The sequence below is a fragment of the Variovorax sp. LARHSF232 genome (genome assembly GCF_052871435.1).
Genome location: NZ_JBIXJS010000005.1, coordinates 20,990 through 39,357, shown reverse-complemented (window position 1 = coordinate 39,357; position 18,368 = coordinate 20,990). Strand labels below are relative to the sequence as shown.

Below are 18,368 nucleotides of genomic sequence, written 5' to 3'. Positions count from 1 at the left end.
CTGGCTCAGGCCGTCCGCAGCTTGCGCGTGTCGGGGGAAGCCACCTGCGCCGACGTCTTGCCGAAGCGCCGTTCGCGCGCCTGGAAGGCGGCAATGGCCTCGTCCAGCGCGGCTTCGTCGAACTCCGGCCACATCTTGTCGCTGAAGAAGAGCTCCGAATAGGCGCTCTGCCACAACAGGAAGTTCGACAGGCGCTGCTCGCCGCCGGTACGGATGAAAAGATCGGGGTCGGGCACGTGGGCCAGGGCCATGGCGCGGTCGAGGCTGAGCTCGTTGATCGGCTGCCCCTGCTGCGCCAGCCGGGCTGCTGCTTGCGCGATGTCCCAGCGGCCGCCGTAGTTGAAGCAGACGTTGAAGACGAGGCGCGTATTGTGGGCCGTGGCGGCCTCGGCCTGCGCGATGCCGGCCGCGATCTTGTCGGACAGCCCGCCGCGCTCGCCGATGAAGTGCAGACGCACGCCGTCCTCGCACAGGCGAGGCACTTCGCGCCCCAGGGCCAGCACCATCAGCTCCATCAGGCCTGAAACCTCATCGGCCGGACGATTCCAGTTCTCCGACGAAAAGGCAAACACGGTCAGCACGCCCACGCCGCGGGCGACGCAGGCCTTGACGCAACGGCGCAGCGACTCCACCCCCTGCTTGTGCCCCGCCACGCGCGGCAGAAAGCGCTTGGTCGCCCAGCGACCGTTGCCATCCATGACGATGGCGATGTGATGGGGCATCGCTGCGTGGGCGCTCATAGCAGGCCTAGACGGCCATGATCTCCGCTTCCTTGGCCGCGACCAGCTTGTCGATCTCGGCGATGTGGCGGTCGGTCGTCTTCTGGATCTCGGCTTCGGCGCGCTTCTGGTCGTCTTCGGACGCGAGCTTGTCCTTGACCAGCTTCTTCACCGCGTCGTTGGCGTCGCGGCGCAGGTTGCGGGTAGCGATCTTGGCGCTCTCGCCCTCGTTGCGCACCAGCTTGGTCATCTCCTTGCGGCGCTCTTCGCTCATCGGCGGCATCGGCACGCGGATCAGATCACCCATGGAGGCGGGGTTGAGGCCCAGGTCGCTCTCGCGGATGGCCTTCTCGATCTTGGCGCCCATGCCCTTTTCCCAGGGCTGCACGCTGATCGTGCGCGAATCGAGCAGGGAGACATTGGCAACCTGGCTCAGCGGCACCGCGGAGCCGTAGTACTCGACGTGGATCGTGTCCAGCAGTGCCGGGTTGGCGCGGCCGGTGCGGATCTTGGTCAGGTTGTTCTGAAAGGCAGCCAGCGACTGGTTCATCTTGACGTCGGTCGCGCTGCGGATCTCGGCAATAGTGGTCATCTCTAGGGTTCCTGAAAGACAGCCGCCGCGCCGCCTGCATGGCGGCGGGGGCCCATCATTTTGTCTCAGGCATGCACCAGCGTGCCTTCGTCCTCGCCCATGACGACGCGCCGCAGGGCGCCGTTCTTGAGAATCGAGAACACCTTGATCGGGAGCTTCTGGTCGCGGCAGAGCGCGAAGGCGGTTGCATCCATGATGCCCAGGTTCTTGGCGATCGCCTCGTCGAAGCTGAGCGTCGAATAGCGCGTTGCTTCCGGATCCATCTTGGGATCGGCGCTGTAGACGCCGTCGACCTTGGTCGCCTTCAGGACCAGCTCGGCCCCGATCTCGGCGCCGCGCAGGGCGGCTGCCGTGTCGGTCGTGAAGAAGGGGTTGCCGGTGCCGGCGGCAAACACCACCACCTTGCCTTCTTCGAGGTATTGCAGCGCCTTGGGGCGCACATAGGGCTCGACCACCTGCTCGATGGCGATGGCCGACATGACGCGGGCCGTCAGGCCCTGCTTGTTCATGGCATCGGCCAGGGCCAGCGCGTTCATCACCGTGGCCAGCATGCCCATGTAGTCGGCGGTGGCGCGATCCATGCCGACCGAACCGCCGGCCACGCCGCGGAAGATGTTGCCGCCGCCGATCACGACGGCGACTTCCACACCCATGTTCACCACCTCGGCCACTTCCTCGACCATGCGCACGATGGTGGCGCGGTTGATGCCGAAGGCGTCGTCACCCATCAGCGCCTCGCCCGACAGCTTCAACAAGATGCGCTTGTGGGCTGGGCGGGCTTGGGGCATGGGCATTTCCTTCAATGTGGCGGGCGGATTTTAGGGGGATGGAATCAAGAGACGCCGCAAGCGCGGCGTCTTTTTTTAGGCAGCGGCGCCCTTGGCGGCGGCGACCTGCGCAGCCACTTCGGCGGCGAAGTCGTCGACCTTCTTCTCGATGCCTTCGCCCACGATGAACATCGTGAAGCTCTTGATCTGGGTATTGACACCCTTGAGCATGGCTTCCACGGTCTGCTTGTCGTTCTTCACGAAAGCCTGGTTGTACAGCGAGACTTCCTTCAGGAACTTCTGCACCGCACCCTCGACGCGCTTGGCGACGATTTCGGCGGACTGGGCCGGCTTGCCAGCGGCTTCGGCAGCCTTGCGATCTTCTTCGGCCTTGCCTGCGGCCACGGCGCGCTCTTTCTCGATCAGCTCGGGCGAGACGTCGGCGGTGGACAGCGCCACGGGCTTCATGGCGGCGATGTGCATGGCCACGTCCTTGGCGGCCGAGTCGTCGCCCTCGTACTCGACCAGCACGCCGATGCGGGTGCCGTGCAGGTACGAAGCCAGCTTGGCGCCCGAAGCGAAACGCTTGAAGCGGCGGAAGCTCATGTTCTCGCCGATCTTGCCGATCAGGCCCTTGCGCACGTCTTCCAGCGTCGGGCCGAAGCCGTCCTGCTCGTAGGGCAGCGCGCCCAGGGCCGCGATGTCGGCCGGGTTGTTCTTGGCCACCAGTTCGGCAGCCGCCTTGGCCAGGGCCATGAAGCTGTCGTTCTTGGTAACGAAGTCGGTTTCGCAGTTGATCTCGATCATGCCGCCGACGTTGCCGTCGACGTACGCCGCCACCACGCCTTCAGCGGTGATGCGCGAGGATGCCTTGCCTGCCTTGTTGCCCAGCTTGATGCGCAGCAGCTCTTCGGCCTTCTCCATGTTGCCGTCGGCTTCGGTCAGCGCCTTCTTGCACTCCATCATGGGCGCGTCGGTCTTCGCGCGCAGTTCGCCAACCATGCTTGCGGTGATTGCTGCCATTTTCTAGATCTCCGTAACTTCAAGTATTCAGATTAAAAAAAAGGGGCAACGAAGCCCCTTCTTCACGCTCCAGGGGGAGCAATTCAGGCCGAGGCGCCCTCTTCGACTTCGACGAATTCGTCGCCGGAGCCTTCGGACACGGCCTTGGCAACATCGGTCACGGCGTTGGCGCGGCCTTCAATGATGGCGTCGGCGATGCCGCGGGCATACAGCGTGACGGCCTTGGACGAGTCGTCGTTGCCGGGGATCACGTAGTCGATGCCTTCGGGCGAGTGGTTGGAGTCCACCACGCCGATCAGCGGGATGCCCAGCTTCTTGGCTTCGGCCACGGCGATCTTGTGGAAGCCCACGTCGATCACGAAGATGGCGTCGGGCAGCGCGGTCATGTCCTGGATTCCGCCGATGTCCTTCTCGAGCTTCTCGATTTCGCGGGTGAAGGTGAGCTGCTCTTTCTTGCTCAGGCTGTCCAGGCCACCTTCCTGCTGGGCCTTCATGTCCTTCAAGCGCTTGATCGAGGTCTTGACCGTCTTGAAGTTGGTCAGCATGCCGCCGAGCCAACGGGTGTCGACGAAAGGCACGCCGGCGCGGCGCGCTTCGGCGGCAACGATCTCGCGAGCCTGGCGCTTGGTACCGACCATCAGGATCGTGCCGCGGTTGGCGGTGAGCTGCTTGGCGTACTTCATCGCGTCCTGGAACATCGGAAGCGACTTTTCCAGGTTGATGATGTGAATCTTGTTGCGGCTGCCGAAGATGAACGGAGCCATCTTGGGGTTCCAGAAGCGGGTTTGGTGACCGAAGTGGACACCGGCTTCCAGCATTTCGCGCATGGTGGTCGACATTGAAATTACTCCAAAGGTTATGTCTAAAATCCGGCCCGTTTTGCGCCTCGCTCGACTTTGCTCGAGGAGGAACGCAACACCTTGAGTGGGCTGGTTTGCGGATGTGTTTCTTGCCTTTTTGCGCCCCTATCGGATGCCTGTCAATTTCTTGCCAGATTTTGATGGATCACGCAATCAGCGAAACCCAAAGAGTATAGCACGCGCCCCTTGCGCTTCGGCCTTCTTGTACTCTGTCGACCTATGCAAGAAGACCTCATCCAGATCCGCGACGCCATTCGGGCCGGCCAGCGCAGCGCAGGCGGCGAAATGGCGCGCTGCGTGGACATTGCGCAGTCGCCTGCCTGCAAGCATGTTTTCACCCGGGCAATGTTCGACGAAGCCCTCGCGGCCGCCGCAGGCGCCCGCCCCGATCTGCCGCTGGCCGGCCTCGCGATCTCGGTCAAGGACCTGTTCGACATGGCCGGCCAACCCACGCCGGCCGGCTCGACGGTGCTGGCGCACGCGCCGGCCGCCAGCGCCGATGCCACGGCCGTGGCGCGGCTGCGCGCCGCGGGCGGCGTGGTGATCGGGCGGACCAACATGACCGAGTTCGCCTTCTCGGGCGTCGGGGTCAATCCGCACCTCGGAACACCGGCCAACGCAGCCGTGACCGACACGCCGCGCGTGCCCGGCGGCTCTTCCTCCGGCGCGGCGGTATCGGTGGCAGCCGGCGCGGCCTTTGTCGGCCTGGGCTCGGACACTGGCGGCTCGATCCGCATTCCGGCCGCGCTCAATGGCATCGTCGGCTTCAAGAACACGGCGCGGCTAGTGCCCACGCAGGGCGCGCTGCCGCTGTCGACCACGCTCGACACGGTCTGCGCCATGACGCGCTCGGTGCGCGATGCCATCGCCGTGCACGAAATCCTGGCGGCGCGCCAGGTGGCGCCTGCTGCCCGGCCCTTGCCGGAATGCCGCTTCGCCGTTGCCAAGGAGCTCTTCCAGGATGCTCTGGAGCCGGCCGTCGCCAGCGCCTTCGACGGGGCGCTGCGCAGCTTGCGCGATGCCGGCGCCCAGATCGAGGAGATTTCCCTGCCGCTGCTTGGCGAGCTGCCCGCCATCAACGCCTCCGGCGGCTTCTCCGCCGCGGAAAGTTATGCCTGGCACCGCCGGCTACTGGATCGCAGCGTGGCCGGCTACGACCCGCGCGTCGCGCAGCGCATCCGCAAGGGCGCGGATATGAAGGCCTTCGAGTACATCGACCTGCTGCGCGCCCGTGCGGATTGGATCGCACGCATGGAAGCCGCCCTGGCGGACTTTGACGGGGTGCTCTCGCCCACCGTGCCGGTCACGGCGCCGCCCATCGCCGGCGTGGCGCCGGGCGCCGAGCGTGACGCGGCCTTCTTCGCACTCAACGGCCTGCTGCTGCGCAACCCCTCGGTCGTCAACATGCTGGACGGTTGCGCCATCTCCCTGCCCTGCCAGGCGCCGGGCGAGCGGCCCGTCGGCCTCATGCTCTGGCATGCGGCCTTGCGTGACGACAGCGTGCTGCGCATCGCCTTGCAGATCGAGCAGCGCCTGCAAAGCAGCTAGGGCCTGTTCACACTATTTACGGGGTCGCGAAGGCATGCCAAAGCGGACAACGCGGAGTTGGCCGCTTTGGCATGCCTTCCCTTCGGGTGGCTCGCATTGGGGCCGTCTGCGGCGTTGCCCGCGCTTGCAATGCTTCAGCATTGCTGCGCGCGGGCGCCTTGCATCCGGCCCCAATGCGGGCCAACGCGATCCCCGTAAATGGTGTGAACAGGCCCTAATCCCCTCGCTGCGGTCTGCAGCCCGGCCGGCCTCCACGCCGAAACGCGCCGGCACGGAGCCTGCGCTCGTCTATGCTCGGAAGCCTTCATCCGCGAGCAGGAAACGCTCGCCTTCAGTCAAGAAATCCGTCCAATGAAAATCGCGATCGTGGGCGCCGGCATCATCGGCGTCACCACCGCCTGGGAACTTGCAGTCGACGGCCACGAGGTGGCCGTGTTCGACCGCCACAACGCGGCTGCCGAGGAGTCCAGCTTCGCCAACGCGGGGGTGGTCGCACCTGGCTACGTCACGCCCTGGGCCGCGCCGGGGATGCGCGCCAAGGCGCTGCGCTCCCTGTTTTCCACCCACGGCGCCGTCAAGCTGCGCTGGCCCCTGTCTGCGCGCGACCTGCGCTGGATGGCCCGATTCCAGCGCGCCTGCTCGCTGGAGGCCTATTTGCAGAACCGCGCCCGCCTGCAGCGCCTGGCCTTCTACAGCCGGCTGCGCCTGCACGACATCGTGGCTGCGCGCGAGCTCGAGTACGACCGCAGCGAAGGCTACATGGTGCTGCTGCGCGGCAAGCGCGAGCGCAAGCTGGTGCAGGCCGGGCTGGAGGTGCTGCGCACCGCCGGCACCAAGTTCCGCGAGATCGACGCCGACGAGGCGCGCCAGATCGAGCCGGCCCTGAACACCGACACCGAGCTGGCCGGCGCCATCTATCTGCCGGACGACGAGGTCGGCAACTGCCGCCAGTTCGCCATGCTGCTCAAGCGCGAGGCGGAATCGCTGGGCGTGCAGTTCCACTTCGGTTGCGATATCGCGCCCCTCAGCCGAGCGGCGCCACGCTCGCTCACGCTGGCGGGCGGCTCGCCGGCGCTGGAATTCGATGCGGTGGTGGTCTGCGCAGGCCTGGCCTCGGCCGATCTGCTGCGGCCGCTGGGCCTGCGCATTCCGCTGGCGCCGGTCTATGGCCATTCGATCAGCGCTCACATCCGCGAAGCGCTCAATGCACCACGCAGCGCCGTCATGGACGAGCGCTACAAGGTCGCGATCTCGCGCCTGGGCATGCGGGTGCGCGTGGCCGGTGGCGCCGAACTGGGCGGCACGCGAGAGCGAATCAACCCAGCCGCCCTGCACACGCTCTACAAGGTGCTGCAGGACTGGTTTCCGGGCGCGGTCACGCTCAAGCAGGGCGTGCAGCAATGGAAAGGCGCGCGCCCCATGCTGCCCGACGGCCCACCGGTGCTCGGCGCCAGCGGCGTGCCGGGCATCTGGCTCAACCTGGGCCACGGCTCCAGCGGCTGGGCCCTGTCATGCGGCAGCGCACGGGTGCTGGCCGACCTGATCGCCGGGCAGGATCCCGGTATCGACCTCGAGGGCCTGGGCGTCGAGCGCCTGCTGCAGGACTAAAGTCAACCCACAACCATGCAGCGCATCACCGCCCACAGCAGTCCCGACCTGTTCGACATGGCCGCCAGCCGCCGCATCGAACAGGCCTGCGCCGCGCAGTTGCCGGCGCACACGCTGATGCGACGCGCCGGCGCCGCGGTGGCGCGACTGGCCATGGCTCTGGTGCCGCATGCCCGCACCATCTGGATCGCCTGCGGTCCCGGCAACAACGGCGGCGACGGCTTCGAGGCCGCGGCGCAGCTCCAGGTGCGCGGCTTCGAGGCGCGCGTCAGCTTTGCCGGCGACGAGGCTCGACTGCCGGCCGATGCGCTCGATGCCCTGCAGCGCGCCCGCGCCGCCGGGGTTCATGTCGGTGCCGAGGCACCCGCGCATTTCGAGCTGGCCATCGATGCCCTGCTCGGCTTGGGCGCCACGCGAGCGCCGACCGGCACCATGGCGCAATGGCTGGCGCAAATCTACGGCTCGGGCGTGCCGGTGCTGAGCGTCGACCTGCCCTCGGGTCTGCAGGCCGACACCGGCACGCAGGCGATGGACCTGGGCCACGGCAGCGCCCGCCACTGCATTAGCCTGCTCACGCTCAAGCCTGGCCTGTTCACCGCCCGGGGCCGCGATGCCGCCGGCGAAATCTGGTTCGACGACCTGGGCTGCACGCCCGGCAGCAACGAAGCGCCAAGCGCACGCCTGAACGTGCCGCCCATCACGCAGGCACGCGCCCATGCCACGCACAAGGGCAGCTTTGGCGACGTGGCCGTGATCGGCGGCGCGCCGGGCATGGCCGGCGCCGCCTTGCTCGCGGCCAGCGCGGCGCTGCATGGCGGCGCGGGCCGCGTCTTCGTGGCCCTGCTGGACAAGGCGCAGCCAGCCCTCTCGCCGGTGCAGCCCGAACTGATGTTCCGCGACACCGATGCGCTCGACCTCGGCCAGCTCTGCGTGGTCTGCGGTTGTGGCGGCGGCAGCGCCGTGCGCAAGTTGCTGGCGCGCGTGTTGTCGTCGGCGCCGGGCGCCGTGTTCGATGCCGACGCGTTGAACGCCATCGCGGCCGACAGTTCGCTGCAGGTCCAGCTTGCCGCACGCGCACGGCGCGGCTGGCAGACGGTGCTGACGCCGCATCCACTGGAAGCGGCGCGCCTGTTGGGCAGCAACACTGCCGCCGTTCAATCGGACCGGCTGGCCGCCGCCCGCGCGCTGGCGGCGCGCTTCGATTCGGTGGCCGTGCTCAAGGGTTCGGGCTCGGTGATCGCCGCGCCCGGCACGGCGCCTTTCATCAACCTGAGCGGCAACGCGCGCCTGGCCAGCGCCGGCACCGGCGATGTACTGGCCGGAATGATCGGCGCGGCGCTCGCGCAAGGCCAGGATGCATTGGCCGCGGCGCGCGGCGCGGTCTGGCGCCACGGCGCGCTGGCCGATGGTTGGCCAGCGCAACGGCCGCTTACCGCCAGCGCCCTGGCGGCACGCTGAAGCGGCCTTAGGGCCCGTTCACACTACTTACGGAGTCGCGAAGGCATGCCAAAGCGGACAAATCAAGGCGCACGACGCCGCGTGTGCGTCGGCACACACAAGGCGTGCAACGCGGAGTTGGCCGCTTTGGCATGCCTTCCCTTCGGGTTGGCCCGCATTGGGGCCGTCTGCGGCGTTGCCCGCGCTTGCAATGCTTCAGCATTGCTGTGCGCAGGCGCCTTGCATCCAGCCCCAATGCAGGCCAACGCGATCTCCGTAAGTAGTGTGAACAGGCCCTAGCCGCGGCCCACGAAAGGCATCTTGGTGGCCATCACCGTGTGGAACAGCACGTTGGCTTCTAGCGGCAGATTGGCCATGTAGAGCACCGACTGGCCGACGATGGCGACGTCGATCAGCGGCTCGATCGCCAGTTCGCCATTGGCCTGCGGCACGCCCTTGGCCATGCGCGCAGCCAGCTCGGTCATGGCATTGCCCACATCGATCTGGCCGACGGCGATGTCGTACTTGCGGCCATCCAGCGAGGCCGTCTTGGTCAGGCCCTGCACCGCGTGCTTGGTCGACGTGTAGGCCGGCGAATTGGGGCGCGGCGCGCTGGCCGAGATCGAGCCGTTGTTGATGATCCTGCCGCCGCGCGGGCTCTGCGCCTTCATCGTGCGGAAGGCCTGCTGGATGCAATAGAACATGCCGTTCAGGTTGATGTCGACCACGCCCTTCCACTGCTCGGGCGTCCAGTCCTCGAAGGGCCCTGGCGGGTTGCCGACGCCGGCGTTGTTGAACAGCAGGTCGACGCGGCCGAACTTCTCCACCGTGGCGGCAAACAGCGCCTGCACAGACGCCGGATCGGCCACGTTGGTCGGCACCGCCAGCGCGCGCGCGCCGGCACCCGATTCCTTCGCCACCGCCTCCAGCGGCTCGCCGCGGCGCCCGGCCAGCGCCACGCTCCAGCCGTCGGCCAGCAGGGCCAGCGCCGCTGCCCGGCCGATGCCGCTGCCGGCGCCGGTCACGATGGCAATGCGGCCCTTCGGATTTGCTTCACTCATCTAGCTCAATCTCCATTGCTTTAGCGGCGCGCCGTGCGCCCCTTGCCCTTCATCTTGCTGGTGGCCTTCTTCACGGCCGAGCGCAAGGCCTGGATCGGCGATTGTGCCGAGCGTGAGGCTTCGCTCTTCTTGCGGCCCGAGCGCTTGTCGGCGGCCTTGACGGGCACGCCGGAGGGGCCGGGCAGACCCTTGTCCTTGAGCGCGCGGCTGGTCAGCTCCTCGCCTTCGCGCACCAGGCGGAAGTCGATCTTGCGCCCGTCCAGGTCGACCCGGCTCACCTGCACGCGCACGCGCGAGCCGATGGCATAGCGGATGCCGGTGCGCTCGCCGCGCAGCTCCTGGCGCGCCTCGTCGAACTTGAAGTATTCGCCGCCCAGCTCGGTGATGTGCACCAGGCCTTCCACATACATCGCGTCCAGCGTGACGAAGATGCCGAAGGTGGTGGCCGCAGTGACCACGCCGCCGTATTCCTCGCCCAGGTGCTCGCGCATGTACTTGCACTTGAGCCAGGCCTCGACGTCGCGGCTGGCCTCGTCGGCACGCCGCTCGTTGGCGCTGCAGTGCAGGCCGGCGGCTTCCCAAGCCAGCACTTCCTTGCTCGGCGCGGCGGTGGCCTTCTGCGGCTTGGACGTGGGCGCCTTCACGCGGGATGCGAGCCGCTTGGCCAGCTTGGCGTGTGCCTCGCCCGGCGTCGGCAGCATGGGGAGCTGGTACTTGGTCTTGCCCAGGATGGCCTTGATCACACGGTGCACCAGCAAATCCGGATAGCGCCGGATCGGGCTGGTGAAGTGCGTGTAGGCCTCGTAGGCCAGGCCGAAGTGGCCGCTGTTGATCGGCGTATAGATGGCCTGCTGCATCGAGCGCAGCAGCATGGTGTGGATCTGCTGCGCGTCCGGGCGGTCCTTGGTGGCTTCGGCGATCGCCTGGAACTCGCCCGGCCTGGGGTCGTCGGTGATGCTCAAGCCGACGCCCATGGCCTTCAGGTAGCCGCGCAGGATCTCCTTCTTCTCCGGCGTCGGCCCTTCATGCACGCGGAACAAGCCCGGGTGCTTGCCTTCGGCGATGAAGTCGGCGCTGCACACGTTGGCTGCCAGCATGGCTTCTTCGATCAGGCGGTGTGCCTCGTTGCGCACGCGCGGCACGATCTTCTCGATGCGGCCGGCGTCGTCGCAGATGATCTGCGTCTCGGTGGTCTCGAAGTCCACTGCGCCACGCACCGAGCGTGCCTTCAGCAAGGCCCGGTACACGTCGTGCAGGTTGATCAGGTCCTTGACGCGATCCTTGCGCTTGGCCGCTTCGGGACCACGCGTGTTGGCCAGGATCGCCGCCACCTCGGTGTAGGTGAAGCGGGCGTGGCTGAACATGACGGCCGGATAGAACTGGTAGGCGTAGATCTCGCCGGTCGCGGTGACGAGCATGTCGCACACCATGCACAGGCGCTCCACCTCGGGGTTGAGCGAGCACAGGCCGTTGGAGAGTTTCTCCGGCAGCATCGGAATGACGCGGCGCGGAAAGTAGACGCTGGTGGCGCGGTCGTACGCATCGATGTCGATGGCGCTGCCGGTCTGCACGTAGTGGCTGACGTCGGCGATGGCCACCAGCAGGCGCCAGCCCTTGCTGCGCCCGACCTTGGCCGGCTCGCAATACACCGCGTCATCGAAGTCGCGCGCATCTTCGCCGTCGATGGTGACCAGCGGCACGTCGGTCAGGTCGATGCGGCCGCGCTTGTCGGTGGCGCGCACCTTGTCGGGCAGTGCCTTGGCCTCGCCCAGGCAGGCTTCGGAGAATTCGTGCGGGACGCCGTACTTGCGCACCGCGATCTCGATCTCCATGCCGGGGTCGTCGATCTCGCCCAGCACTTCCTTCACGCGGCCCGCGGGCTGGCCGAACAGGGCTGGCGGCTCGGTGAGTTGCACCACCACCACCTGGCCGACCTTGGCGGGACCGGTGGCGCCCTTGGGGATCAACACGTCCTGGCCGTAGCGCTTGTCTTCGGGCGCGACCAGCCAGATACCGCCTTCATGCAGCAGCCGGCCGATGATGGGCTGCTCGGGACGCTCGACGATCTCGACCACGCGACCCTCGGGACGGCCGCGCCGATCCTGCCGCACCACGCGTGCCTTGACGCGGTCCTTGTGCAGCACTGCGCGCATCTCGTTGGGCGGCAGATAGATGTCCGCTTCACCGTCGTCGCGCAACACGAAACCGTGTCCGTCGCGGTGTCCTTGGACGATTCCTTCAACTTCTTCCGGCAGAACGCCGGAGTGGCTCAAATTTTTGATATGATTCCTCTCGTTCCTGAAATTCAAAACGCGTTGCAGGGCTGACCGAAAGGTTAACTCAGCAACACGCGGGCCCAGATGGCGGAATTGGTAGACGCACTAGTTTCAGGTACTAGCGAGTAACATCGTGGAGGTTCGAGTCCTCTTCTGGGCACCACCAAACAAGATCCCCTGCAAATGAGAGTTTGCAGGGGATTTTTGTTTTCCGGGGCCACCAGCATGTGATTGGGTACGTCTTCGCTTCTGAGTCTGCGAGGGCTCAGAAATGCCCTCGTGCAGCGGCCATCATGACACACGATGCTGACGCTTCGAAGCCCGCTCTTGCAAGCGGGCTCCATGTCGGCGCGCAACCGTTCAAATCGGCAGCGCAATGAGGTCGTGACCCTGGGTATCGACCACGCGTGCCCGGGTGAACTCGCCCACCTTGAGCTGCTTGCTGATCTTCTCGGGCGGCAGCAGGCGCACGATGCCGTCGATCTCGGGCGCATCCGCGTAGCTGCGCCCCACCCCACCCTTGCGCCCCAAAGCCGGCGCCGAATCCACCAGCACCTGCATGGTGGCGCCGATGCGGCGGCGCAAGCGCGCGATCGACACTTCTTCGGCCACTTCCATGAAGCGCGAACGCCGCGCCTCGCGCTCGGCCTCGGGCAGCATGCCGGGGATCTCGTTGGCGGTGGCGCCTTTGACAGGGCTGTAGGCAAAGCAGCCGGCGCGGTCGATCTCGGCGGTGCGGATGAAATCGAGCAGATGCTCGAACTCTTCTTCCGTCTCGCCGGGGAAGCCAGCGATGAAGGTGCTGCGGATCACCAACTCGGGGCAGAGCTCGCGCCACTTGGCGATGCGCTCCAGGTTCTTCTCGCCGCTGGCCGGACGCTTCATGCGCTTGAGCACGGCCGGATGGCTGTGCTGCAGCGGCACGTCCAGGTAGGGCAGCACGCGGCCCTCGGCCATCAGCGGGATCACCTCGTCCACGCTGGGATAGGGATAGACGTAGTGCAGACGCACCCAGGCGCCATAAGGCTCGGCGATCTCGCCCAGCGTGCGCACCAGGTCCAGCATGCGCGTCTTCACAGGCTTGCCGTCCCAGAAGCCGGTGCGGTACTTGATGTCCACCCCATAGGCCGAGGTGTCCTGGCTGATCACCAGCAGTTCCTTCACGCCGCCCTCGAACAGCGCCTTGGCCTCCTTGAGCACGTCGCCGACGGGCCGCGACACCAGGTCGCCGCGCATCGAGGGGATGATGCAGAAGGTGCAGCGATGGTTGCAGCCTTCACTGATCTTCAAATACGCATAGTGCTTGGGCGTGAGCTTGATGCCCATCGGCGGCACCAGGTCGACGAAAGGATCGTGCGGCTTGGGCAGGTTGGCATGGACCGCGTCCATCACTTCCTGCGTGGCATGCGGGCCGGTGACGGCCAGCACGCTGGGATGCATCTGGCGCACCAGATTCCCGCCGCCGTCCCCACTCTTGGCGCCCAGGCAGCCGGTGACGATCACGCGGCCGTTCTCGGCCAGCGCTTCGCCGATGGTGTCCAGGCTTTCCTTGACGGCATCGTCGATGAAGCCGCAGGTGTTGACGATGACGAGGTCGGCACCCTCGAAGGTCTTGGAGGTCTGGTAGCCCTCGGCGCTCAGCTGCGTGAGGATCAGCTCGGAATCCGTCAAGGCCTTCGGACAGCCAAGGCTGACAAAGCCCACCTTGGGTGCGCTGGCGGGGGTTTCAAGACGTTCGGGGGTGGCAACTTCGCTCATGCCCATATTGTCCCAGGGATCGGGACGGCCGCCCCGCTCAGGGCTTCTTGATGCCGAAGGCGGCCAGCGCCTGCTCGGTGTTCTTCTGCATCTGCTCCTGCAGCTGCTTGAAGGCGCTCTTGGACTGCTCGGCATAGTTGCCCATGAGGCCTTGCAGCATGGGCGACTGCACCGAGAGGAAGCGCGACCACATCTCGGGTGACAGGGTCTCGGCGCTCTCGGCCATCTGGGCCTGCAGCTCGGTCATGGCCTGGATGTTCTTTTCCAGATACGGGCCCATGTAGCCCTGCATGGCCTGGCCATAGAAGCGGATGATGCTGGCCAGCGCCTGCTCGCTGAACATCGGCGCGCCGCCGGCCTCTTCCTCCAGGATGATCTGCAGGAGGATGCTGCGCGTGAGGTCGTCGCCGGTCTTGGCGTCGCGCACCACGAAAGATGCCTTGGACATCACCAGCTGCTTGACCTCGGCCAGCGTGATGTAGGTGGAGGTTTCCGTGTCGTAGAGCCTTCGGTTCGGGTACTTCTTGATCACACGCTGCGCCGGCTTGCTGCCAGACTTCTTGCTCTGCACTAGGAACTCCTTCAGGGTTGAACGCCGAGGCGCGCGGCCGATTCTAGGGAGCGGTTTTGCTGCACCGCGCCAAGGTTTACCCTCTTCGGGATTCCCTCAGTCAACGGTGCAGGCGTACTCGGCCCCGCAGACTTTGCAGCTGGCGGTTTCCGGCCGCTCTTCGTTCGCTTCGCGGAACACCAGCAGGTGCTTGACGCCATTGAACACCCAGCAGCGCGGGCAATGCTCGTGGCCAGCCACCGGCAGGTAGGCGCGGGCGCGTTGTTCGGCCCGTTCGCGCGTCACCGGAACGCCCTGGCGCTCGGTCCGCGCCACGTCCTCGGCCGCCATGGTGTCGGCCCGGCCGCTGGCGCGGTCATTGAGCCCGTAGACCACCCGCGCGAACTCGAGCGGCGCCTGGCGCATCAGCGCGGCCAGCCGCAGCTCTTGCGGTGCGGATTCAGGGGCCGGATCGGTGGCGGATTGGATCATCTGCAAAAGGCAAATCTCTATTGAGGAGCTTCGGCAACCAAGGTAACACAAGCTGCCTGACCTCGGATTCATTCATCTTTGGGGCATCGCCCAGCGGATGCGATTCACTGGATATGTGTACAGTTTCCGGATGCACACCCGCGAGTCCGCCGCAGCACCCGCCGCCACCGCCACCGAACTGACGGTGTCGGTGCGCGCGCTGTGCGCCTTCGCCGCGCAAGCGGGCGACCTGGATCTTCGCTTCACGCCGGCGCTCAGCGCCCTGGAGGGCATGGCGGGCCATCGCCTGGTCCAGCATCGGCGCGGCGCCGACTACCAGGCGGAACTGGCCCTCCACTGGCGCTTCGAGGAATTGCGCGTGCGCGGACGCGCCGACGGCTTCGACGCCTCGACTGCGCGCCTGGAAGAAATCAAGACCTGCCGCGGGCCGGTCGAGGCGATCAAGCCGAACCAGCGCGCGCTGCACCAGGCGCAGGCGCAAGCCTATGGCGCCATGCTCTGTGAAGAGCGGCAACTGCCGGCCCTCACGGTTGCCGTGATCTACCTGGACCTCGACACCGAAGCGGAAACAGCACACGAAGAAGTGCTCAGCCGCCAGGTGCTGCGCGAACGGCTGGAAAGCATGGCCAGCCGCTACCTGGCCTGGGCCCGCCAGCAAGCCGCCCGCGCCGCTGCCCTGGCTTTGGCCCTGGAAGCGCTGCGCTTTCCACGGCCGTCGTTTCGGCCCGGCCAGCACGAGTTGTCGCGACGCATCTACCAGGCCAGCGCGGCGCGCCGCCACTTGTTGGCGCAGGCACCCACCGGCATCGGCAAGACCCTGGCCACGCTCTTTCCGCTGCTCAAGTCCAAGGCCAACCAGCGCGTCGACCGGATCTTCTTCCTCACCGCCAAAACGCCGGGGCGCGAGATTGCGCTCGACGCCCTGAGGGACATCGTGGCAGCAGGCGGTACCGGTGCACTGCGCGTGCTGGAGATCGAAGCTCGCGAAGCCGCCTGCCTGCACCCGGACGCGGCGTGCCATGGAGAGGCTTGCCCGCTGGCGCGGGGCTTCTACGACCGGCTGCCGGGCGCGCGGCAAGCCGCGGCGGATGTGCCGCTGCTGACGCGCTCGCGCCTGCGCCAGATCGGCATCGAGCACCAGGTCTGTCCCTACTTCCTGGCTCAGGAGATGGCGCGCTGGACCGATGTCGTCGTGGCCGACTTCAACTACTACTTCCACCCCAGCGCCTTCCTGCATGCGCTGGCGCGCGAGGAAGAGTGGCAGGTGGCCTTGCTGGTGGACGAGGCGCACAACCTGCTCGAGCGCGCGCGGGCCATGTATTCGGCCACGCTGAGCGAATCGTCCTTCGGCCCGGCGCTGGCCATGCGGCCACCGCTGCCCGTGCGCCGCGCGCTCGGGCAGTTGCAAGCGCAGTGGCAACGCACCGAAGCCGCGTCCCGGCATGCCCCCATCTCGGACGACTTGCCCGAAGCGCTGACCCGCACGGTGCGCGATGCGGCGGCCAGCCTGGCGGAGCATTTCGCCGCCCAACCCCGACTGGCCAAGGGCCCCCTGCACGAGCTCTTCTTCGACATCCTGCATTTCGCCCGCCTGGCCGAAGCCTTCGATTCGCATTCGGTGCTGGACCTGACGCCCGCGGCCGACGGCGCCCGGCAACTCGCCTTGCGCAACCTGATCCCGGCGCCCTTCCTGCGACCGCGCTTTGCCGCGGCGCGCAACGCCGTGTGCTTCTCGGGAACGCTGGCGCCCTTCGAGTTCTATCGCGACACCCTGGGGCTGCCCAAGGACACCGCCATGGTGGACATCGAATCGCCCTTCGGCGAGAAGCAACTGCAGGTGCTCTTGGCGAGCAAGCTGTCGACACGCTACGAGCATCGGCGCCGCTCCCTCACGCGGCTGGTCGACCTCATGGCGGCGCAGTTCGCGCGCCGCCCGGGCAACTACCTGGCGTTTTTCAGCAGCTTCGACTATCTGGCGCTGACCGCCAACGCGCTGGCGGCCAGGCACCCGGCCATCGTGCAGTGGCAGCAGCGGCGCGGCATGGGCCAGGGCGAGCGCGAAGCCTTCCTGGCGCGCTTTCGAGCCGGCGGCCAGGGCATCGGCTTTGCGGTGCTGGGCGGCATCTTCGGCGAGGGCGTGGACCTGCCGGGCGATCGGCTGGTGGGCGCCTTCATCGCCACGCTGGGCCTGCCGCAGCACGACGCGCTGCATGAGCTGATGCGCGAACGCATGCAGGAGCGCTTCGGCGATGGCTATGCCTACACCTACCTGTACCCCGGCATCCGCAAGGTGGTGCAGGCCGCGGGCCGCGTCATCCGCAGCGAAAGCGACGAGGGCGTGCTGTGGCTGCTGGACGAGCGCTTCGCCCGCCCGGAAGTGGCGCGGCTGCTGCCCGCCTGGTGGCGACCGCAGGCAACGCGCGCATGAGAGCGAGCGCGGGAAAGGGTCCTACGCCAAGACGGGGCTGCGCAGCACGAGCGTCTCGGGCCAGCACCGTGAAACTGAGCGCATCCCCGCCCTCCTCCGCCGCAGCACATGATTGCTCCACCCACACCGCAGCAACTGGCCCTGCTGCACGACGAGGAACTGGATCAACTTGCCGGCCTGTGGCGCGCTCAGGCCTCGCGCGGCGTACGCGCTGCCTTCGGCGTGGCGCACGCCCTGGAAGTCGAATGCCGACGGCGCGCACGTCAACGCCGAATCGAGCAGCAACCGGGACCGCCGGCACCAGTCGCGCCGGCCCCGCCTGTCCCATGGTGGATCACATGGTGGACGCGCCTCCAGGAGAGCTTGTCAGCGCCTGCACCCCCTGACCCGCGCTGAGCACACCGCGGGCGTCAGCGCGCGGCTGGTGGACGCGCCGGCGGAGGTCGGCCGCGTGAATGCGCGTCGCGTTTGAACACCGAGAGATTGCCGTCGCTTTCCAGCCGTGCGACGCGCACTTCGTCAAGGCTCTCGACGCCTTGCTCACGCAACTTGCCGAGCAGATCGTCTTCGCTGATCAGTTCGCGCCGCATGGCACGCCGGTTCAGACGGCCGTGCCGGACCAGCACCTCTGGCGGCGCATCGAGCAGTCGCGACATGAGCTCGCTGCGAAAGGCCAGCCAGTCGAGCCCGTAGTTCCAGGCAATCATGGTGCCGACGAGGACCAGTCCATCGCCAATGCCGTGGTAGCCGCCCTGCATGGCATTGCTCGAAGCGTCCGCCACCAGCACCACGAAGAGCAGGTCTGCCACGCTCATCGACCCGACATCGCGGCGCAGCAAGAAGCGAAACACCAGCAACAGGGCGATGTAGACCACGGTCCCGCGCAGCATCATTTGCCAGATCGGGTAGTCCAGCCTGAAGAGGTCGAGAAGCTCCGCCATCGTCCCGTGAGCGTAGGAGAAGCGGGCGGCGGCGGCACTTCGGACGGACGCCCGTTCGGCTGTCGGCCCGCGCCGCGTCGACAGGGCATTGCGGCGAAAGGCGACAAGAAAGGCGACAAGAAAGGCGGCAAGAAACGCGGCAAGAAACGCGGCAAGAATGACGGCAACAAAAAAGGACTCGGCATGGCTGCGGAGTCCTTGGATGTGCTTTCAAAAAAGGCTTGGTAGGCGCGAGTGGATTCGAACCACCGACCCCCACCATGTCAAGGTGGTGCTCTAACCAACTGAGCTACGCGCCTAAGCGTTTT

The 18,368-nt window shown here is 66.9% G+C and carries 17 protein-coding genes and 2 tRNA genes; 6 read left to right on the top strand and 13 right to left on the bottom strand.

Annotated features, from left to right (window positions below; translation table 11 throughout):
* Window positions 1-5: 5 nt before the first annotated feature.
* The 5 genes from uppS to rpsB form a co-directional block, all read right to left on the bottom strand.
* Window positions 6-740 carry a polyprenyl diphosphate synthase gene (gene uppS / locus ACIPRI_RS14420; RefSeq protein ID WP_446622144.1) on the bottom strand — a complete coding sequence of 245 codons (735 nt, stop codon included), beginning with the start codon at window positions 738-740 and terminating at the stop codon, window positions 6-8.
* A 7-nt stretch (window positions 741-747) separates the two neighbouring features.
* Entirely contained in the window at window positions 748-1,311 is a 564-nt protein-coding gene (frr, locus tag ACIPRI_RS14415) for a ribosome recycling factor (RefSeq protein WP_446622143.1), read from the bottom strand.
* Between the two features lie 65 nt (window positions 1,312-1,376).
* Window positions 1,377-2,099 (bottom strand): UMP kinase, encoded by a 723-nt coding sequence (gene pyrH / locus ACIPRI_RS14410; protein ID WP_446622142.1) that lies wholly within the window; start codon window positions 2,097-2,099, stop codon window positions 1,377-1,379.
* A gap of 75 nt (window positions 2,100-2,174) precedes the next feature.
* On the bottom strand, window positions 2,175-3,101 hold the full coding sequence (gene tsf / locus ACIPRI_RS14405; protein WP_446622141.1) for a translation elongation factor Ts: 927 nt from the start codon (window positions 3,099-3,101) through the stop codon (window positions 2,175-2,177).
* Window positions 3,102-3,184: 83 nt separating this feature from the next.
* Window positions 3,185-3,940: a 30S ribosomal protein S2 gene (rpsB, locus tag ACIPRI_RS14400; protein ID WP_446622140.1), complete on the bottom strand. Its 756-nt coding sequence runs from the start codon at window positions 3,938-3,940 to the stop codon at window positions 3,185-3,187.
* Window positions 3,941-4,180: 240 nt separating this feature from the next.
* Here rpsB and ACIPRI_RS14395 point away from each other — a divergent pair, with 240 nt between their 5' ends.
* From ACIPRI_RS14395 to ACIPRI_RS14385, 3 genes are all read left to right on the top strand, one after another.
* Window positions 4,181-5,509, top strand: a complete 1,329-nt coding sequence (locus ACIPRI_RS14395) for an amidase (protein ID WP_446622139.1) — start codon at window positions 4,181-4,183, stop codon at window positions 5,507-5,509.
* Window positions 5,510-5,860: 351 nt separating this feature from the next.
* Window positions 5,861-7,117 carry a D-amino acid dehydrogenase gene (locus ACIPRI_RS14390; protein ID WP_446622138.1) on the top strand — a complete coding sequence of 419 codons (1,257 nt, stop codon included), beginning with the start codon at window positions 5,861-5,863 and terminating at the stop codon, window positions 7,115-7,117.
* Between the two features lie 15 nt (window positions 7,118-7,132).
* A complete protein-coding gene (locus ACIPRI_RS14385; RefSeq protein ID WP_446622137.1) occupies window positions 7,133-8,575 on the top strand; it encodes an NAD(P)H-hydrate dehydratase in 1,443 nt (480 codons plus the stop codon).
* Window positions 8,576-8,850: 275 nt separating this feature from the next.
* Here the strand turns inward: ACIPRI_RS14385 and ACIPRI_RS14380 are convergent, their stop codons facing one another.
* Both ACIPRI_RS14380 and rnr read right to left on the bottom strand, forming a co-directional pair.
* Window positions 8,851-9,615, bottom strand: coding sequence for an SDR family oxidoreductase (locus ACIPRI_RS14380; RefSeq protein WP_446622136.1), 765 nt, complete (start codon window positions 9,613-9,615; stop codon window positions 8,851-8,853).
* A 20-nt stretch (window positions 9,616-9,635) separates the two neighbouring features.
* Complete coding sequence (rnr, locus tag ACIPRI_RS14375) at window positions 9,636-11,897, bottom strand: ribonuclease R (protein ID WP_446622446.1); 2,262 nt, start codon at window positions 11,895-11,897, stop codon at window positions 9,636-9,638.
* 72 nt (window positions 11,898-11,969) lie between these two features.
* Between rnr and ACIPRI_RS14370 the strand changes: the two genes are divergently transcribed.
* A tRNA-Leu gene (locus ACIPRI_RS14370) sits at window positions 11,970-12,054 on the top strand.
* Between the two features lie 197 nt (window positions 12,055-12,251).
* Here the strand turns inward: ACIPRI_RS14370 and rimO are convergent.
* The 3 genes from rimO to ACIPRI_RS14355 form a co-directional block, all read right to left on the bottom strand.
* Window positions 12,252-13,649 (bottom strand): 30S ribosomal protein S12 methylthiotransferase RimO, encoded by a 1,398-nt coding sequence (rimO, locus tag ACIPRI_RS14365; protein ID WP_446622135.1) that lies wholly within the window; start codon window positions 13,647-13,649, stop codon window positions 12,252-12,254.
* 37 nt (window positions 13,650-13,686) lie between these two features.
* Entirely contained in the window at window positions 13,687-14,220 is a 534-nt protein-coding gene (gene phaR, locus ACIPRI_RS14360; protein WP_446622134.1) for a polyhydroxyalkanoate synthesis repressor PhaR, read from the bottom strand.
* A gap of 96 nt (window positions 14,221-14,316) precedes the next feature.
* Complete coding sequence (locus tag ACIPRI_RS14355; RefSeq protein ID WP_446622133.1) at window positions 14,317-14,691, bottom strand: hypothetical protein; 375 nt, start codon at window positions 14,689-14,691, stop codon at window positions 14,317-14,319.
* A gap of 130 nt (window positions 14,692-14,821) precedes the next feature.
* On the opposite strand from ACIPRI_RS14355, the gene ACIPRI_RS14350 reads away from it, so the two are divergent.
* Window positions 14,822-17,119 (top strand): ATP-dependent DNA helicase, encoded by a 2,298-nt coding sequence (locus tag ACIPRI_RS14350; RefSeq protein ID WP_446622132.1) that lies wholly within the window; start codon window positions 14,822-14,824, stop codon window positions 17,117-17,119.
* A gap of 21 nt (window positions 17,120-17,140) precedes the next feature.
* On the opposite strand, the gene ACIPRI_RS14345 is transcribed toward ACIPRI_RS14350, so the two are convergent.
* Both ACIPRI_RS14345 and ACIPRI_RS14340 read right to left on the bottom strand, forming a co-directional pair.
* Window positions 17,141-17,404 (bottom strand): hypothetical protein, encoded by a 264-nt coding sequence (locus tag ACIPRI_RS14345; RefSeq protein WP_446622131.1) that lies wholly within the window; start codon window positions 17,402-17,404, stop codon window positions 17,141-17,143.
* 125 nt (window positions 17,405-17,529) lie between these two features.
* Window positions 17,530-18,060, bottom strand: coding sequence for a DUF421 domain-containing protein (locus tag ACIPRI_RS14340; protein ID WP_446622130.1), 531 nt, complete (start codon window positions 18,058-18,060; stop codon window positions 17,530-17,532).
* A 6-nt stretch (window positions 18,061-18,066) separates the two neighbouring features.
* Between ACIPRI_RS14340 and ACIPRI_RS14335 the strand changes: the two genes are divergently transcribed.
* Entirely contained in the window at window positions 18,067-18,288 is a 222-nt protein-coding gene (locus tag ACIPRI_RS14335) for a hypothetical protein (protein ID WP_446622129.1), read from the top strand.
* Here the strand turns inward: ACIPRI_RS14335 and ACIPRI_RS14330 are convergent.
* Window positions 18,283-18,359 (bottom strand) — tRNA-Val (locus ACIPRI_RS14330). The two genes, ACIPRI_RS14335 and ACIPRI_RS14330, sit on opposite strands and share 6 nt — an antisense overlap.
* Window positions 18,360-18,368 lie beyond the last annotated feature (9 nt).

Excerpts from the sequence above, each read along its gene's own strand:
- rpsB (WP_446622140.1), bottom strand. The coding sequence starts at position 3,940 with ATGTCGACCACCATGCGCGAAATGCTGGAAGCCGGTGTCCACTTCGGT.
- ACIPRI_RS14385 (WP_446622137.1), top strand. The coding sequence starts at position 7,133 with ATGCAGCGCATCACCGCCCACAGCAGTCCCGACCTGTTCGACATGGCC.
- ACIPRI_RS14355 (WP_446622133.1), bottom strand. The coding sequence starts at position 14,691 with ATGATCCAATCCGCCACCGATCCGGCCCCTGAATCCGCACCGCAAGAG.
- ACIPRI_RS14395 (WP_446622139.1), top strand. The coding sequence starts at position 4,181 with ATGCAAGAAGACCTCATCCAGATCCGCGACGCCATTCGGGCCGGCCAG.
- ACIPRI_RS14390 (WP_446622138.1), top strand. The coding sequence starts at position 5,861 with ATGAAAATCGCGATCGTGGGCGCCGGCATCATCGGCGTCACCACCGCC.
- uppS (WP_446622144.1), bottom strand. The coding sequence starts at position 740 with ATGAGCGCCCACGCAGCGATGCCCCATCACATCGCCATCGTCATGGAT.
- ACIPRI_RS14340 (WP_446622130.1), bottom strand. The coding sequence starts at position 18,060 with ATGGCGGAGCTTCTCGACCTCTTCAGGCTGGACTACCCGATCTGGCAA.
- ACIPRI_RS14380 (WP_446622136.1), bottom strand. The coding sequence starts at position 9,615 with ATGAGTGAAGCAAATCCGAAGGGCCGCATTGCCATCGTGACCGGCGCC.
- tsf (WP_446622141.1), bottom strand. The coding sequence starts at position 3,101 with ATGGCAGCAATCACCGCAAGCATGGTTGGCGAACTGCGCGCGAAGACC.
- frr (WP_446622143.1), bottom strand. The coding sequence starts at position 1,311 with ATGACCACTATTGCCGAGATCCGCAGCGCGACCGACGTCAAGATGAAC.
- ACIPRI_RS14350 (WP_446622132.1), top strand. The coding sequence starts at position 14,822 with ATGCACACCCGCGAGTCCGCCGCAGCACCCGCCGCCACCGCCACCGAA.
- pyrH (WP_446622142.1), bottom strand. The coding sequence starts at position 2,099 with ATGCCCCAAGCCCGCCCAGCCCACAAGCGCATCTTGTTGAAGCTGTCG.
- rimO (WP_446622135.1), bottom strand. The coding sequence starts at position 13,649 with ATGAGCGAAGTTGCCACCCCCGAACGTCTTGAAACCCCCGCCAGCGCA.